We start from the raw sequence: 16,542 nt of genomic DNA, 5'->3' as shown, positions 1-16,542 counted from the left end.
TCCACCTGGGCGACACCTTCACCGAAGGCGAAGACCTGCAATTCACCGGCATCCCGAGCTTTGCGCCCGAGCACTTCCGCCGCGCCCAGATCAAGAACCCCCTCAAGATGAAGCAGCTGCAGAAGGGCCTCGAGCAGCTCGCCCAAGAGGGCGCCACCCAGCTTTTCCGGCCCACCACCACCAACGAATTGATCCTCGGCGCCGTGGGCACCCTGCAGTTCGACGTGGTGGCCCACCGGCTGGAGTTTGAATACGGCGTGGACGTGATGTTCGAATCCTGCAGCTACGCCACCGCCCGCTGGCTGCGCGGCTCCGACGCCGACCTGCGCGCCCTCGCCGACAAATCCCCCGCCAACATGGCGCTGGACGGCAACGGCGACTACGTCTACCTCGCCCCCAACCGGGTGAACCTGCAGATGGCCCAGGAACGCTTCCCGAACATCAAGTTCCTGGAGACGCGGGAGATTTACTGAGGCCGGCGCGCCGGATCACTGCGCGATATCGAGGGGACTGACCACCCCTCGCCCACCCCGGTTGAGCACATGGGTGTAGATCATGGTCGTCTTCACATCCGAATGCCCGAGCAGCTCCTGCACGGTACGGATGTCGTAACCCGACTCCAGCAGATGGGTGGCGAATGAATGTCGGAAAGTATGCGGCGACACCATCTTGACGATGCCCGCCGCCTCGGCCGCCCTCTTGACCGCCCGCTGAACCCGCCGCTCATCAAGATGATGGCGGCGCACCACCCCACTCCGCGGATCCCGCGAGAACCCCGCCGCAGGAAACACGTACTGCCAGCCCAGCGCCGCGGCAGCGCAGGGATACTTGACCGCCAGCGCATCGGGCAACCACACCTCACCATGCCCGTTCGCCAGATCCCTGGCATGCAGCTGCCTGACCGCTTCCAGCTGCACCAGCATCCGTGACACCAGGCTCTCCGGCAGCATCGTCACCCTGTCTTTCTGCCCCTTGCCATCGCGCACCAGAATCTCCCGTCGAGACGCATCCACATCCTTGACGCGCAAGCGCAGGCATTCCAGAAGCCGCAACCCAGCGCCATACAGCAGCCGCGCAGGAAGGACCACATCCGGATCATCCAGCGCGCCGAGCAAAGCCGACGCCTCTGCCCGTGTCAGCACCGACGGCAAACGCCTGGGCTTCTTCGCGCGCACCAGATCATCGAGCCACGGCAGTTCGATACCCAGGACATCCCGATACAGAAAAAGCAAAGCCGACAACGCCTGTGTCTGCGTCGCCGCACTCACGTTGCGCTCCACCGCCAGGGCACCCAGAAACGCCTCCACTTCTACCTTGCCCATGTCCCGCGGATATGCTGCTTGCCATAAAAGAAAACGTGGTCTTTAATCCATTTTATATATACCAATTCGGTTCTCAGACTGTAATGCTTGACCCGAACCCGCTTCCGAACCAGGTCCAGCAAGCGAGGCGCCGGGGAAGAAGCCGCAAGAAGGGTAGACGACATGATGACGCAAAGCTCCGACTGCACTGTATTTTTGTACATCAACTTAGCACAATCTGACAGATTAGGCGACAGCCGCATAAGCCCCCAGACGCGACATTTGTCGTCTACTTCACGTTAGCCGTCTTTTCCAACCACAGCCCAACAGGAGGATTCCATGCGAAACGCACTCACAATAGCCGTTGCTCTTGCCGCACTAGCTTTTCCGCCAACTCCGTTGCTTGCTGAGCCGATAGTTGCAGGAGCTGCCATTGTTGAAGGCGCAAAGACAGCGGTTCTATTAAACAGCATCCGCACTCTGATCAATGATGCGATAGACAAAGCGCAAAACACAGGAAACTACTTGCTATTCAAGAGTGGCACCGAACTTAAGAGCGTTATAGATACCTGGGAAAAAGCCAACTCCAATCTCTTGGATAAAGCATTCAGAGAACTAAACGATTCTCAGCGAAAATTCTTTTCAGATGCCAATTCTTTAGCGCAAAAGCTAAACCAGGATGTCGCCGCGCAAATGGAAGCAGCGACAAAGTTTGCAGAACTAGCAAACCAGACGATTGCTGATGTTCGGATTTTTGACGGTGGGCTTGCGCTTTTTCGCTATGCGCCAAGAATTGCTTACCCAGGTATGACCGGAGACATTTCATTTACGGTCCGTGGGGTTAATTTTGATGATGCAGATCCTCAACTGATATTGCCAAGCGGAAAGCCCACTAAGCGTGTCTCGCTATCTAAACAAGAGGCAGTGTTCACGATTTCAAGTAGTGAATTTTCGTATCAGCCAGAGGCAACCAGTTTCGCGAAACTGACATTAAGTTACTTAAACCCATCAGATGGTTTTTTTGGAAGAGTCGCAGATTCTTTCAGGGGGAGAAAAGAGCGCCGCTCAACAGAAATTGCAGTGATGCAGTTACCGCAAAAACTTGGAACCTACACATTGCAGTTTAGAACTCGCGATACGGTTCGAGATACTTGGAATGGACAACGTGAATTCTACTGGTCAGGCCGAGATGATAGTCGTACAGAGACGCAAGGTCCGCACGACAACGGTTGGCGTATGGTTATAGGTTCTTTGCATCAAGGCAGGGTTTGGGGTAAGGCCGGAAGAGGGTGCCATCTTCAGAGCAACAACGAGCATGGGTTCGCAATCGAAATAAGAGTCGGAAGAATAAGCACCTTAACAAATCCGAATGCTCCCGGTTACCAACACTGCATTTGGCACTGGCAAGAATATATGGAACGACAGGTAGTCAACGACCAGCCTCCAGTTGGAGGGCAAATGGGTTGGACCAGCGATATCCCTCTCGCCTTGCCGGCGAATCGAGAGAGCTTTGTCTTAAGGCTCCGCACATGGCATGGCTTGGAGCGCGCTATTGCGGGATCTCAGACAGAAGCTTTCTATCAAGTAAGCGAGTCGGGGAATACACTGATACTCCGCCCTCAAATACCTACTGATTTGAATGGCTTGTAAACGGCTAACATCACAATCCACCGGACCGGCAAAAAGCTACGCTTTTTGCCGTCCGGTGATTTTGCACGTTAGCGCCCGCAAGAAATCGTGAGGTAATCATGTACATTCCGCCCGGCTTCAATACGATCACGCCGTACTTTTTCGTCAAGGGTGCCGACCAATTCGTTGCGTTCCTTGTCAAAGCTTTTGGTGGCATCGAAGTGCTTCGCAGCTTGCGCCCCGACGGCTGCATTGCCAATACGCAGGTTCGCATCGGCACATCCACCATCATGGCAAGCGAGGCTGGCGGCCAGTACGCACCCATGCCAATGGCTTGCTACATCTACGTCGAGAACGCTGATAAGGCTATGGAACAGGCGCTTGCGGCCGGGGGCACGCTGGAAATGGAGGTCAGCGACATGCCCTATGGCGACCGTCAAGGCGGCATCAAAGATCCGCATGGCAATATCTGGTGGGTCTCTGAGCGCCTTGTCCACGCGCCGTATTCAACGTGAGCGTGCGGGCTCTAACATGTCAATGCAGCGGACGCGGTTCCCGCGCCGCTGATTTCCGGCGTTAGGCGGTTCGGATCGCTCATGAACAGTCGACTTCATCTTCCGTCGTCACTCACGGCAGCCATCGCGGCTTCGGCAACCGGTGCCGGCACGTTTTGTACATCGCGTCAGCCTCGTCGCCTCGCCGAGCACCGTGGGGGCCAGGTGCCAGCTCGCGCCACACACAGTTTTCTCTTTCGGTCCGGCGTGCTCCGTCGCGCCGGCCTCAACAAGGGGTGCTGCCGTAGTCACCCCCCGTCTAACACTGCGCTCAAGCGGACCTGCCGCAAGCGGCAGGCCGCATAGCTCCAACGTTAGGCGGTTCGGATCGCTCATGAACAGTCGACCTCATTTTCCGTCGTCACTCATGCCAGCCATTGCGGCTTCGGCAACCGGTGCCGGCACGTTTTGTACATCGCGTCGGCCTCATCGCCTCGCCAAGCACCGTGGGGGCCAGGTGCCAGCTCGCGCTACACACAGTTTTCTCCATCGGTCCGGCGTGCTCCGTCGCGCCGGCCTCAACATGGGGTGCTGCCGTAGTTACCCCCCGTCTAACACTGCGCTCAAGCGGACCTGCCGCAAGCGGCAGGCCGCATAGCTCCAACGTTAGGGCTACTCAATCACCTAGGACGCTCCAATGAAGGAAGTCATACAAGCTATTGGCGCAGTAATAACTTCACCGTATCCATACTTTGCGGTTTTTGGGTACTTTGGCCTTCAGTCGTACACGGCGCTCATTTCAAAGGAGATCACGACTCCCTCAATCGTGATATTCGGCTTCCTGCTGCTGTTTCTTGCTTTCTTATGCGTACTGGTCTTCGTTCTAATTCAGAAGGTCGGTCACTTGTCTATGCTCTCGCCTGAGTATCAGGTTGAGCTTGAAAAAATCAAGGGACTTACTCAATCAGGCATGAGCAAAGATGAATTGAGAGACGAGCTACGGAAACTCAAAGAGAAGGAGGCAACCCATGGATAAGATCGCCTCAGTACGTAAGCTCTCCGAAGCCTACTTGGTGTACAAGCAGTCTCGAATTCTTGTGGAGTTGGCTAACGGTGGCCTTAACCTCGCCTCTCTTGTTGAAATTGAGAGTGCTGTGGATCACCTTTTTAGAGGATTAAGTGTCGAATCATCCGCCGACCCGGATAGGCAGTTTGACAAAGCCTTAGACCACATACTTAGAGCTACGCTGGACAATCTACAGGCGTTATTTTCGAGGAGCAGTCAGCTTGTTACTGAGATTCGCAAGTCACGCCATGCGAAGGTATTGAGTGATCCCGATGTTATAGCATTCCTAAATAAGATCAAGATGGCTCAAGGTACGGTAGCCGCGGTTTCCGAACTGAACTTCGGCACAGTGCATCAAGTGCTTAGCGAATTGTCCAACGACGTTGATGTTCTCGAAAAGCTCAATCAAGGTTACTTGGCCGCCAGGTCTATTGGCTCTCGGCGAGAAGTCTATTTGGCATTTCTTGCATTCGCTGTCGGCATAATTTCAAGCATGATTGCTTCCGCTCTGTTCGCGCTATGGAAGTAGCCCTAACAACTCATTCCACCGGACCTGCGCGAAAAGCCGCGCAGGCCGGTGAATTCAGACGTTATGTGTCACCGAGGAAGTTTGCTGGGCTGATCGAAGATGTGGCGCTTATGGTGAATTGATGACAATCATTGATTTAAACGGTTTGGCTCTAGCCATAGTGATCGGAGGGACGTTAGCAGCCATTGGTACGGGCATCGACAGTCTGCTTCTTGCGAGACATGTTGAAGCTATCGATAAACTAGCTCTTCGCTGGTGGGTGTTCTTCGATGACTTGAAAATCATCGACATTCCTAGAATTGCGGTTGGCGTTTATATCAAAGGAAAAAACGTTGTCTTAGGTTCTGGATTTTCGCCTACGTTTTTCTTACGCTCATTCTTACTCAGTCTTGTGCTTACTATAATCACCGTTCCGGGTGGCCGGGCATTGGGACTGGCCCTGCTTCAGGCATGTAATCATCAGACCGGCTGGATGACAGAACAAAGCTTTTCTTTCTTTGAAACATTGAAAATTGGGTGGGGCTGGGCTGGCATGCAAACCATTGCCTATCTCGTGCCAGTTAATATTGCGTTTGATTTTGCCACAATATTTGTAACCATTCTTATTCTTTCAAAGGCACTAACAAAAACAAATTATTTCTTATTGGCGCTGATATGTCTGGATATAGTGGCATGTGTAGTTTTATTCTACAACGCTGTATACATCGCAGATCAATTCGATAGCGCCTCAATCGTTAGTGCCAATGGATACTGGCAGTTATACCCATCGTTCCTGAATGCTTTCACGTACGGATGTGCCGCTTTTCATATTTTGACATCGAAGCTTTTATTTGTTTCGACCATCTTATTGCCAACTCTGATCTATCTAATATTGATCGTTGCTTTGTTCTTGCTAAGAGAGGGATTCCGGCTTTTTAAGTTCATCACAATGCACGTTCTAGAAAAGAGTGTTGAAGATAAGAAGACTATTTTTGCGCACCTTGGAACAACTCTTGGTCTCATTACGGCTGTCGGAAAGGCAGTGGTTGAGATGGCGAAATTGATATGATCACTCTGATATTGCAAGACTAATGATATTCAACCAACAATGAATGCCACATAACACTACGGTCAACGGGGGCGCCCAAACAGCCAGCTTCGCCAACTGTTTGGGCGCCCGTTACCTTCGACGTTGGGGCTCTTCACGATTACAGTACCTATCCAATGCCTATATCTAAATTCCTTGCCGTTTTGCTTACCTGCCTATGGTTTTCCTCGGGTGTCTATGGTCAGGGCTATCAAATGAGCAGCAAGTCCTACAACGCTGCCTTGCCAAAGGGAATGTGGAAAGGCCACTTGTCATTCTCTGACGTTTACTGCGCGACTGCTCCTTCCCCGGAAACGGCCGAACACCTTACGCAGGCGATGTACAACAACAACACGGTTTACCGAGCGGCGATCGAATATCCGGGAAAGATTCTTCTGGCGGTGGCGTTCTCGTCCCTTCCGATGGGAAGATCGGCGGAAGAGGATGTGGAAACGATCCTGACAATGCGGCGGATGATGCAGGAACGAGTAAAGAATATGCCGACCGTGCTGGAGGTGTCTGACCTCAAGACAAGTTTTGGAAAGACCGTCGGTGTTCGAATGAACAACGTTAAGTCCGACATACCAGAACTCGGTCCGTTCCCTCTCGGTATGCAAATGTTCATCCCGCCAAAGGGCGGTCTCTTTTCAATGTCCGTGCATCGCATTTTTGCAAGAGGTGCCGTTCGGTTTGAGGTGGCTGCAATTCAAATTGCTCCACAACCACAGACGGATTCCACCGAAGGCGAAATGAAGGAGCACCTATCAACGATGGTGGAGACACTGACGGACTCGTTGCAAAAATGCACTGGAGCGTTGCCGGTTCGGGTGAAGAATTGACCCGAGCCCCAACCCATCATTCCACCGGACCTGCGCGAAAAGCCGCGCAGGCCGGTTAATTCAAACGTTAGCCCTCCTCCCCATCCGTCATGCCCAAGCTAAAGAAGAACGTGGCGCCGTTGCTCGAAAAGGGTACTGAGTCGCTGACTCTGGCAATCGAGCTATTTAATCGGCCTACCGAAATAGGCCGAACGCACGGTGTCTTGATTCTGATGCAACACGCCTTTGAGATGCTGTTGAAGGCATCCATTCTTCAAAGTACCGGGAGTATTCACGACCGAGAGAAGCGATATACCTACGGATTCGACCGATGCCTTACAGTGGCGACTGAGCAATTGAAGGTCATCACTACGGACGAAAGAGCTACGCTCTCCATTCTTGATGCGCAGCGCGATCAGGCTGCACACTACTATGTGGAGATGTCCGAGGACATCCTTTACGTGCATGCACAGTCCGGCGTCACTCTCTTTAACGAATTGCTAAAGAAGGTTTTCGGCGTTGCCCTATCGGACAAACTGCCAAGCCGAATTCTCCCAATCTCAATTCGCCCCCCCAGGGACTTGGTGACTCTATTCGCGAACGAATTGGCGGAAGTCGACCGCTTGCTGACTAGCGGAAAACGTCAAGGCGCAGCGGCCGCAGCGAGACTTCGCACAATTCTGGCGTTTACTGTCGGGTCTCGCGACGGAGGACAGCGGGTTCCGGAAACTGAGATCGCCGCAGCCATCGCCAAGCGCAGAAAGAAGAACGAATGGGAGGTAATTCTCCCCGAGGTCGCGCAACTCCGATTGAGCACAGACGGCAGCGGAATCCCAATCACCATGCGAATCTCCAAGGATGCGCCAATCGCTGTTCGCATCGCGAAACCTGGAGAAGAAGTCGCCGGAACGGTCATCAAACAGCAGATCGATCCATGGGACGTCTACACGATGAGCCGAGATGATCTCGCATCGAAGCTATCCCTGACCGGGCCACGGACCCACGCACTGATTTATGAGCTGAATCTACAAGCTGATCCCGAGTGCTACAAGGAGCTGAGAAAGAAGAGCCAAGTGTTCAAAGGCTATTCGAAGAAGGCATTGGACAAGCTGCGACAGGCAAAGGAGGAACTGGATATTGAAGATGTTTGGGCACGCCACAGAACCAAGCTCGTTCCGACCGCTCGGAGACGGAAGGGCTAACCCTTCGTTGCAGGGGACCGCCGGCCCCTGAATTCAAACGTTAGGCGCTCCAATGTCAGAGGCTCTTCTCTCTGCCCTTGTCCTCGCGCCGCTCATTCTTGCGCTCATAGCTGGCGTGGCTGCCTGGCGCCTTGTCGCGCGCCCCGTGCTATTCATGGTGGTCTCAGCTCTTTCGCTCCTGGGTGTCCAGGCTGTGTTGTCGCCCGTCGCAATCTCTTCAATCTTTATCCCAGGCGGCACAACCCACGACGCCTTCGCTGGTAGTGTTGTTGCGGGCGCTCTTGGCGTAGTGGTTCTCGGCATTCCTCTGCTGTGTTGGCTATTTAAAGGTCTGCGCCATGCCTGACACCTCGGTCAAGGCGCGCCCTTCGGTCGCTGGGACGCGCCGCAAGCGGCGCGTCCCTTACGTTGAACGTTGCCTCAAACACAAAAAACTCTGACAGGCTCCTTTACGGGGCCGGGCCCATCGCAACCCTTGCCCAGCGCGGCTTTCCGGCCATTTCCACGTTGCCCCGGCGTCCCGTCCTCCCCTCCGGCAATCATTCCACGACGTCGTGCACTCATTGCAGGACGTCGTGCTGCAGTTGCTGGATGTCCTGCAAGCACAGCCGGACATCCAGCAGTTATTGCAAGACATCCGGCGATCATTCATGGACGTCCGGCTACCATGGCAGGATGTCTGGCTGTCATCGCTGGACGTCCAGCAGCCGTTGCCGGATGTCTGGCTGTCGTCGCCGGATGTCCGGCAAAAATCGCAGGATGTCCTGCAGGATGTGCACGACGTCGTGCAGCGATTGCAAGACAGGGGGCAGAGGTCGGCCGGCGTCGGTGAGTCACCGCAATCCGTCGCCCATAAAACGGCTGGTGGCGCGGGGCGCCGCCAGCCAGCCGCTTCTGCGCCGCACCACGCTGCCCCATCCCGGTTGATCTCCCCGTCACAAGACCATAACAGCGCTGGGGGAATCGCGATGCCGGTCAAACTCGTCGGCTGTACGCCGGACGAGTAGGGAATGATCGTGAGATTTCGTGTGCTCCATCGCAAGCCCAACGATTGAGCTTGGATCGTGATCGCAAAGCGAGCCACGATCTGCTGGAGGCAGCGATCCGCGACCGCTCTTCCTGATCGGTCGCCCCTTCGACCAGGAAGCGCATCGTCCGGGCAATGGACAGATGTTTGCCCTTCTTGCGCCCAGCCGCGAAGCCGTACGTGCGGCGTATGCCAGCGCCCTCGCGCACGGAGGCACCTGCGAAGGGCCTCCGGGATTGCGCCCGCAGTACCATGCCGATTATTACGGTGCGTATTTTCGCGACCCCGATGGCAACGAGCTGTGCGTGGTCTGCCAAGCGCCGGCCTGAGTCACCGGGGCGATTGCCTCAGCGGTCGCCTGCCACCACCGACACCACTGCGCGGCTCGCGTCACGGATCGCCCGGTGTCGAAAACCGCCCACGTCGTTCGTCGTCATTCAGAGGGATGTCCTCGTCACACAGGAGCGATCATGTCCACCCAACAGGTTCAGCTACACCGCGTCATCCGCAGCACGCCAGAGCGCGTCTATCGCGCCTTCCTCGACCCCGCCGCGTGGGCCAAGTGGCTGCCGCCCCACGGCTTCGTCGGCACCGTGCATCAGCTCGAACCCCAGGTGGGCGGCCGCTACCGGATGTCCTTCACCAACTTCACCACCGGCCACAGCCACAGCTTCGGCGGCGAATATCTCGAGCTCGAACCCAACCAGAAGCTGCGCTACACCGCCGCCTTCGACGACCCGAACCTGCCCGGCCAGATGCAGACCACGGTGGTCATCCGCGAGGTGTTCTGCGGGGTGGAACTCCACATCGTCCAGGAAGGCATCCCGGCGGTGATCCCCCTCGAAGCCTGCCACCTGGGCTGGCAGGAGTCGCTTCAGCTGCTCGTCCAGCTTGTGGAACCCGAAATCCGCGGCTGACCACCCCACCGGCCGCTATGCTGAATCATCCAGCGACAGGAGACACACCATGATGCCGACCGTTTTTCGCGCCCACCTTCCTTGGCAGGCTGTCGTCCCCGGGGCTAAGATGGACAAGCCATCCGGATAAACATCCTTGCCCCAGAAAGCCCCGCCGCCATGAAACTCCACGCCTTCGTCGCGATGCCTTTCGGCACCAAAGCCGACCCGGACGGCAAGCTGATCTACTTCAACCGCATCTACGACGAGCTCCTGCGCCCTGCCCTCGAAAAAGCCGGGCTCGACGTGATCCGGGCCGACGAGGAACAGCGCGCCGGCGACATCCGGGTGGACATGTTCCAGGAACTCCTGATGGCCGACCTGGTGCTGGTGGACCTCACCCTCGACAACCCCAACGTGTGGTACGAGCTGGGCGTGCGCCACGCGCTGCGCGCCCGGGGCGTGGTCCTCACCCTCGGCCCGCGGGGCACCAAGCCCTTCGACATCTACACCGACCGCAAGCTCGGCTATCACCTGAAGGACGGCGCGCCTGATCCGGATTTCCTCGCCGCCGACATCGACGCGCTCGCCGAGATGACCCGCGAGACCCTCGCCGCCGGCCCCGAACGCATCGTCAGCCCGGTGTATTCACTGCTGCCCAACCTCACCGAGCCCGACTGGAAATCCCTGCGGGCCGGCGCCGCGCGGGAGTTCTGGCGCCACTACGACGACTGGAGCACCTGGATCGAGCGGGCCCGCAGGGCCGAGCGCCCCGAAGACGTGCTGGTGCTCGCCGAGGAAGCCCCGGTCACCGCCCTGCGGGTCGAAGCCAGGCTCCTGGCCGGCAAGGCCCTGATGAAGGGCCGGCACTTCAACTTTGCCCTGGAGCAGTTCGAAGCCGCCTGCCGCTTCGACCCCACCAACCTCGAAGCGGCCCGCAACCGGGGCATGTGCCTGCAGCGCATCGGCCGCAGCGACGACGCCCGGGCGATCTACAAGAAGATCCTCGCCGAGCACCCCCGGGAGGTCGAAACCTGGGCCCTGCTGGGCCGGCTCGACAAGGACGCCTGGGTCGAGGCCTGGAACCGCGACGGCAGCACGCCCGAGCAGAAACGCAGCGACGCCGGCTACGAGGACGCCCTGCTCCTCACGGCCATCGAATCCTACGTCACCGCCTTCCGCGCCGCGCCGGGCCACTACTACTCGGGCATCAACGCCCTCACCCTGATCCACCTCTACCGGGATCTCACCGGCCAGCCCTCGCCTTACGACGCCCAGCTTGCGTGCCTGAGCGGCGGCGTATCGTGGGCCACCGGCTGCGAACTGCTCGCCAGCAACAACTACGGGGGCCGCGCCACCCTCGGCGATCTGGCCGTGCTGGACGGCGATGCCGCCACCGTCACCCGCGCCTACAAAGAGGCCATCGCCCTCGCCGACCGGGACTGGTTCTCCCTCGATTCCACCCTCGGCCAGCTGCGCCTGCTGCAGTCCATCGGCTTTGCGCCAGATCGCGTTGGCGCCGGCATCGCCACCTTCGAACGCGCCCTGGGCCGTCTCCAGAAACCCGCCGAAAGCTGGAAGCCCGAAAAAGTCTTCCTGTTCTCCGGCCACATGGTCGACGCGCCCGACCGCAAGCAGCCACGCTTCCCCGCCGACAAGGAGCCCATCGCCGCCGCCGCCATCACCAAGGCGCTGGACGATCTGGGCGCCACCGCTGCCGATCTCGCCCTCACCCAGGGCGCCTCCGGCGGCGACATCCTCGTTGCCGAGGCCGCCATCGCCCGCGGCATGAAGGTGCAGCTCCTGCTGCCCCTGCCCGAACCCGAGTTCATCACCGCGTCGGTGCTCCCCGCCACCAACGGCGACGACTGGAGGAAGCGCTTCCTCGCCCTGCGCGACAACCCCCTGTGCCTGCCGCCGCGGGTGATGCCCGACGAGCTCGGCCCCCTGCCCCGCGACAGCCACGGCAACGCGCTCAACGCCTTCGAGCGCTGCAACATTTGGCTCCTCAACAGCGCGCTGGCCTGCGGCATCAAGCGCACCCGCTTCATCTGCCTGTGGAACGGCAGCGGTGGCGACGGCCCCGGCGGCACTCAGCACATGGTGGACGAGGTCAAGCGCCGCACGGGGCAGGTCACCTGGCTCGACACCCGCAAGATGTGGTAGCCCCTTCAAGCACTCAAGGAAAGGATTTCCGCCATGCCCTCCGCCCTCGAAAAGCGCATCACCGCACCCGGCCCCAAGAAGATCCTCTCCTGCGACGGGGGCGGCATCCTCGGGCTGATGAGCGTCGAGATCCTTGCCAAGCTCGAAGCCGACCTGCGCACCGAACTCAAAGAACCCGACCTCCTGCTGTGCGACTACTTCGACTTCGTGTGCGGCACCAGCACCGGGGCGATCATCGCCGCCTGCATCGCCGCGGGCATGAGCACCGACAAGATCCGCAAGTTCTACGTGGATGGCGGCAAGCAGATGTTCGACAAGGCCTCGCTGCTCAAGCGCCTGCACTATTCCTACAACAAGGAGCCGCTGGCCAAAAAGCTCCAGACCGAGTTCTCCGCTGCGCTGGGCGACGACACCACCCTCGGCAGCCCCGGCCTGCGCTCGGTGCTGATGATGGTGATGCGGAACGCCAGCACCGATTCGCCCTGGCCGGTGAGCAACAACCCCTTCGCCAAGTACAACCAGCGCAATCGCAAGGACTGCAACCTGCTGCTGCCCCTGTGGCAGCTGGTGCGCGCCAGCACCGCGGCGCCCACCTACTTCCCGCCCGAGGTCGTGACCCTCGGCAAGAGCAAGGACGCCTACGACTTCGTGTTTGTGGATGGCGGCGTCACCACCTACAACAACGCCGCCTTCCTGGCCTTCCAGATGGTCACCGCCGCGCCCTACAAACTCAACTGGAAGACCGGCACCGACCAGCTGCTCATCGTCTCCACCGGCACCGGCAGCACGCCGGCCGTGCGCCCCGGCCTCAAGCCCGCAGACATGTGGCTGCTCGACGCCGCCAAGACCGTGCCCGGCGCCCTGATGAACGCCGCCGCGGCCGGCTGGGACATGGCCTGCCGGGTGCTCGGCGAATGCCGCTTCGGCCGCCCCATCGACCGGGAAGTGGGCGATCTGGTGGGTGATGGCACCTTCTCCGGCGCCAAGCAGTTTGCCTACGTGCGCTACGACCCGGACGTGAGCCAGCCCGGCCTCGACGCCCTGGGCCTCTCCGACGTCAAGTCTGCCGACGTGCAGACGCTCGACTCCATCGAGCACATCCCCGAGATCCGGCGGGTCGGCGAAGCCTTCGCCAGGCGCTACGTGGATGTTAAACAGCAGCTGCGCGGCTTCCTCTGAACCCCATCGGCGCCCTCCCATGAACGACCCGCCCTCCCCGCTCCAGAACGCCCCGCCGGCTGCCCCCGAGCCGGCGGAACACCGGCGACGCCCGCCCAAGGAGCGGCACTCCTTTGCCGCGCGGCTGTTCGGCTACGACCTGTTCATCTCCTTCGCCCTCGGCCATCTGCCGCGGGGCACCCAGTCCTACGCATCCGACCTCGCCCGCCAGCTGCGAGAGCGGGATTTCGCGGTGTTCTACAGCGAAGACGAAGCCGCCCCCGGCGACGAGCTCAACGAAACCCTCAAGCGCGCCCTCGCCCGCGCCCGCATCCTGGTGGTGATCGCCAACAAGGGCATGCTCCAGCGCCCCGGCTGGGTGAAGACCGAGGTCGAGACCTTCCGCGCCCTGCACCCCGACCGGCCGATCATCCCCATCAGCATCGACGGCGCGCTCACCGACCCCGAGCTCGTCCCCGCCATCAGCAGCTGGCTCCCGGTGGGCGACACCATCTGGCTCGACGAGCCCCTCGACGCCGTCGCCCACGGCATCGCCAGCCGCGACGTGGTCACCCGCCTGTGCCTCGCCCCCACCCACATGCGCGCCAGCCAGTGGTGGCGAACCACCCAGATCGGCGTCGGGCTGGTGCTGGTCGCCCTCACCACCAGCTCGATCTGGTCCGAGCACCGGGCCCGCGTGCACGCCGAGGAAGCCCTCGCCGAAGCCCAGCGCGCCCAGCGCGCCGAAGCCCGCGCCGTGGCCGAGCTGCGCAACTCCACCGGCCTGCGCCTGCGCGCCGAATCCTCCGCGATGCTCGCCGGGCTGCGCCCCGATCCCGACGAGCGCGCCCTGCTCCAGCTCCTCGCCGCCCTGCGCCTGGGCGGCGCCGAACGCCCGCCCGATGCCGAGGCCGAAGGCGAGCTCCTCGCCAGCCTGCGCCACGAACGCTTCCTGGTGCGCCTCGTGGGCACCGCCGACGAATTCATCGCCATGGCCGTCAGCCCCGGCGGCGAGCGCCTCGTCACGGTGGCCGACGACCACACCCTGCAGCTCTGGAACGCCCGCACCGCCACGCCCCTGGGCGCGCCCATCGAAGCCGACGCCAACACCACCCGCGCGATCGCCTTCAGCCCCGACGGCCGCAGCCTCATCACCGGCAGCAACGACACCACCCTGCGCCTGTGGGACGTGGGCGACACCACCCTCGAACCGGCCCTCGCCTTCCCCTTCACCGGCCACATGGACGCCGTGCGCAGCGCCATCTACAGCCCCGACGGCAGCCTCGTGGCGTCAGGCAGCGACGATCGCACCGCCATGCTGTGGGACGTGCGCACCAGCAAGCCCACCGTCCCGCCCCTCACCGGCCACCGGGACGCCGTCACCGCCGTCGCCTTCAGCCCCGACGGCAAGCGCCTCGTCACCGGCAGCAACGACAACACCCTGCGCCTGTGGGACGTGGCCACCGGCCGCGCCATCGGCAAGCCCTTCACCGGCCACACCGATTCGGTGCGCTGCGTGGCCTTCAGTCCAGATGGCAAGCGCCTCGTCTCCGGCGGCTGGGACGACACCCTCATCATCTGGGACGTGGCCCGCGGCCGCCCGGCGGCCCCGCCCCTCGTCGGCCACGACGGCCTGGTACGCAGCGTCGCCTTCAGCCGCGACGGCCGGGAGATCCTCTCCGCCGGCGAGGACGGCACCCTCCGCCTGTGGGACGCCGCCACCGGCGCCCCCCTCGGCGAGCCGCTGGCCGGCCACGGCGACGCCGTCACCTCGGCGCGCTTCACCCAGGCAGGCGGCGACCGCATTGTCTCGATCAGCCTCGACCGCAGCCTGCGCCTGTGGAACCCCCGCACCACCTCGCCGGTGGGCGCGCCCCTCGCCAGCGGCAGCCGGCAGCTCGTCAGCCTGGCGGTGAGCGCCGACGGCAAGCGCATCGCCGGCGCCGGCGAAGACCTGCGCCTGCACCTGTGGCGGGTCTCCGCCAACCGCGCCAGCGAACAGGATGACAAGAACGGCAACGCCGCCGACCACCGCGACGAGGTGCCATCGGGCGAGATCGCCCTGCCTCCGTGGCCCGCGCCCACCCTCGCCCTGCGCTTCAGCCCCGACGGCGCCCGGCTCGCCGCCGGCGGCTACGACGGCAGCCTGCGCCTGGCCGACGGGCGCACCGGCGAGGCGATCGGCGAACCCGTCGCCGCCCACCCCGGCCCCGTCTCGGCGCTGGCCTGGAGCCCCGACGGCAAGTTTGTCGCCACCGGTGGCTGGGACGCCAGCGTGCGCGTCTGGCATGCCGACGGCCGCCCCGCCGGCCCGCCCCTCGTCGGCCACGACCACTGGATCGCCGCCCTCGCCTGGCGCCCGGACGGCCGCGGGCTTGTATCGGCCAGCGCCGACCGCAGCCTGCGCCACTGGAACGTCACCCCCGGCCAGCAGTTCGGCCAGCTCATCGGCCACCCCATGACCGGCCACGACAACTGGGTGCTCGCCGCCGCCTTCAGCCCGGACGGCAAGCGCATCTACTCGGGCAGCGCCGACGACGCCCTGCGCATCTGGGATGCAGCCACCGGCGAGCCCGTCGGCGAACCCCTCGAAGGCCACCGCCGCTGGGTGACCAGCGTGGACGTGAGCCCCGACGGACGCCACCTCGCATCGGGCAGCTGGGATCGCACCCTGCGTCTGTGGCACGCCGAAACCGGCGTCCCCGTCGGCCGGCCCCTCGAAGGCCACACCGACGCCGTGCAATGGGTCGCCTTCCGCAACAAGGGCCAGCTCATCCACTCCGCCAGCCGCAACGGCGCCCTCCACCTGTGGGCCGGCCCCGCCCGCTGGCCGGGCATGCTGTGCGGCAAGCTCACCCGCAACATGAGCCGTGAGCAATGGACACGCTGGGTATCCAAGGACATCGACTACCTACCCCAATGCCCCGATCTGCCCGCACCAACCAAATAACCCCCACGAACCTGTAGGTCGGACTTCAGTCCGACAAGCCGCCCTCACCAAGCCGCGATGTCGGACTGAAGTCCGACCTACAGGGAAGCGATTACGGGCATTCCGCAACATGCCCCCGGGCAATGAAAACGCTGAGCATCGAAGGACATTGACGACCTGCCCACCCGTCAACCACCCCCCAAGAACCTGTAGGTCAATGAGATGGACTCCTCCCTCCTGAAACGGCTTCGATGAGCCAGA

13 protein-coding genes and 2 pseudogenes are annotated in these 16,542 nt (G+C 61.1%); 14 read left to right on the top strand and 1 reads right to left on the bottom strand.

Annotated features, from left to right (window positions below; translation table 11 throughout):
• A pseudogene (prfC, locus tag Q0672_RS13455) lies at positions 1-473 on the top strand (peptide chain release factor 3); the annotation flags it as partial.
• 15 nt (positions 474-488) lie between these two features.
• Here the strand turns inward: prfC and Q0672_RS13450 are convergent.
• Positions 489-1,486: pseudogene (locus tag Q0672_RS13450) on the bottom strand (integron integrase).
• A 154-nt stretch (positions 1,487-1,640) separates the two neighbouring features.
• Here Q0672_RS13450 and Q0672_RS13445 point away from each other — a divergent pair.
• The 13 genes from Q0672_RS13445 to Q0672_RS13385 all read left to right on the top strand — a co-directional run bounded on the left by Q0672_RS13445 (position 1,641) and on the right by Q0672_RS13385 (position 16,302).
• Positions 1,641-2,951, top strand: a complete 1,311-nt coding sequence (locus Q0672_RS13445; protein ID WP_298622962.1) for a hypothetical protein — start codon at positions 1,641-1,643, stop codon at positions 2,949-2,951.
• A 98-nt stretch (positions 2,952-3,049) separates the two neighbouring features.
• Positions 3,050-3,445 carry a VOC family protein gene (locus Q0672_RS13440; RefSeq protein ID WP_298622959.1) on the top strand — a complete coding sequence of 132 codons (396 nt, stop codon included), beginning with the start codon at positions 3,050-3,052 and terminating at the stop codon, positions 3,443-3,445.
• A 676-nt stretch (positions 3,446-4,121) separates the two neighbouring features.
• Positions 4,122-4,460 carry a hypothetical protein gene (locus Q0672_RS13435; RefSeq protein WP_298622958.1) on the top strand — a complete coding sequence of 113 codons (339 nt, stop codon included), beginning with the start codon at positions 4,122-4,124 and terminating at the stop codon, positions 4,458-4,460.
• Positions 4,453-5,019 (top strand): hypothetical protein, encoded by a 567-nt coding sequence (locus tag Q0672_RS13430; RefSeq protein ID WP_298622956.1) that lies wholly within the window; start codon positions 4,453-4,455, stop codon positions 5,017-5,019. The genes Q0672_RS13435 and Q0672_RS13430 overlap by 8 nt, the downstream gene beginning before the upstream one ends.
• A gap of 121 nt (positions 5,020-5,140) precedes the next feature.
• Positions 5,141-6,067, top strand: a complete 927-nt coding sequence (locus Q0672_RS13425) for a hypothetical protein (RefSeq protein ID WP_298622954.1) — start codon at positions 5,141-5,143, stop codon at positions 6,065-6,067.
• A gap of 233 nt (positions 6,068-6,300) precedes the next feature.
• On the top strand, positions 6,301-6,924 hold the full coding sequence (locus Q0672_RS13420) for a hypothetical protein (RefSeq protein ID WP_298622952.1): 624 nt from the start codon (positions 6,301-6,303) through the stop codon (positions 6,922-6,924).
• 89 nt (positions 6,925-7,013) lie between these two features.
• On the top strand, positions 7,014-8,105 hold the full coding sequence (locus Q0672_RS13415; protein ID WP_298622950.1) for a DUF3644 domain-containing protein: 1,092 nt from the start codon (positions 7,014-7,016) through the stop codon (positions 8,103-8,105).
• A 575-nt stretch (positions 8,106-8,680) separates the two neighbouring features.
• Positions 8,681-9,112 carry a hypothetical protein gene (locus Q0672_RS13410; RefSeq protein WP_298622948.1) on the top strand — a complete coding sequence of 144 codons (432 nt, stop codon included), beginning with the start codon at positions 8,681-8,683 and terminating at the stop codon, positions 9,110-9,112.
• A gap of 112 nt (positions 9,113-9,224) precedes the next feature.
• Entirely contained in the window at positions 9,225-9,461 is a 237-nt protein-coding gene (locus Q0672_RS13405; RefSeq protein ID WP_367179961.1) for a VOC family protein, read from the top strand.
• Positions 9,462-9,602: 141 nt separating this feature from the next.
• A complete protein-coding gene (locus Q0672_RS13400) occupies positions 9,603-10,049 on the top strand; it encodes an SRPBCC family protein (RefSeq protein WP_298622946.1) in 447 nt (148 codons plus the stop codon).
• Between the two features lie 159 nt (positions 10,050-10,208).
• Complete coding sequence (locus Q0672_RS13395) at positions 10,209-12,194, top strand: tetratricopeptide repeat protein (protein ID WP_298622943.1); 1,986 nt, start codon at positions 10,209-10,211, stop codon at positions 12,192-12,194.
• A gap of 33 nt (positions 12,195-12,227) precedes the next feature.
• Positions 12,228-13,373 (top strand): patatin-like phospholipase family protein, encoded by a 1,146-nt coding sequence (locus Q0672_RS13390; RefSeq protein ID WP_298622941.1) that lies wholly within the window; start codon positions 12,228-12,230, stop codon positions 13,371-13,373.
• A 19-nt stretch (positions 13,374-13,392) separates the two neighbouring features.
• Positions 13,393-16,302, top strand: a complete 2,910-nt coding sequence (locus tag Q0672_RS13385) for a TIR domain-containing protein (protein WP_298622938.1) — start codon at positions 13,393-13,395, stop codon at positions 16,300-16,302.
• Positions 16,303-16,542 lie beyond the last annotated feature (240 nt).

The sequence above is a fragment of the uncultured Zoogloea sp. genome, from assembly GCF_937894855.1.
In the GTDB taxonomy this organism is placed as follows: Bacteria; Pseudomonadota; Gammaproteobacteria; order Burkholderiales; family Rhodocyclaceae; genus Zoogloea; species Zoogloea oryzae.
Note: the sequence above shows the minus strand (reverse complement) of the source record. Positions and strands in the feature narration are given on the sequence as shown.

Bases quoted from the DNA above. Each gene is read 5' to 3' on its own strand.
- Q0672_RS13445 (WP_298622962.1), top strand. From the start codon at position 1,641: ATGCGAAACGCACTCACAATAGCCGTTGCTCTTGCCGCACTAGCTTTT.
- Q0672_RS13440 (WP_298622959.1), top strand. From the start codon at position 3,050: ATGTACATTCCGCCCGGCTTCAATACGATCACGCCGTACTTTTTCGTC.
- Q0672_RS13435 (WP_298622958.1), top strand. From the start codon at position 4,122: ATGAAGGAAGTCATACAAGCTATTGGCGCAGTAATAACTTCACCGTAT.
- Q0672_RS13430 (WP_298622956.1), top strand. From the start codon at position 4,453: ATGGATAAGATCGCCTCAGTACGTAAGCTCTCCGAAGCCTACTTGGTG.
- Q0672_RS13425 (WP_298622954.1), top strand. From the start codon at position 5,141: ATGACAATCATTGATTTAAACGGTTTGGCTCTAGCCATAGTGATCGGA.
- Q0672_RS13420 (WP_298622952.1), top strand. From the start codon at position 6,301: ATGAGCAGCAAGTCCTACAACGCTGCCTTGCCAAAGGGAATGTGGAAA.
- Q0672_RS13415 (WP_298622950.1), top strand. From the start codon at position 7,014: ATGCCCAAGCTAAAGAAGAACGTGGCGCCGTTGCTCGAAAAGGGTACT.
- Q0672_RS13400 (WP_298622946.1), top strand. From the start codon at position 9,603: ATGTCCACCCAACAGGTTCAGCTACACCGCGTCATCCGCAGCACGCCA.
- Q0672_RS13395 (WP_298622943.1), top strand. From the start codon at position 10,209: ATGAAACTCCACGCCTTCGTCGCGATGCCTTTCGGCACCAAAGCCGAC.
- Q0672_RS13390 (WP_298622941.1), top strand. From the start codon at position 12,228: ATGCCCTCCGCCCTCGAAAAGCGCATCACCGCACCCGGCCCCAAGAAG.
- Q0672_RS13385 (WP_298622938.1), top strand. From the start codon at position 13,393: ATGAACGACCCGCCCTCCCCGCTCCAGAACGCCCCGCCGGCTGCCCCC.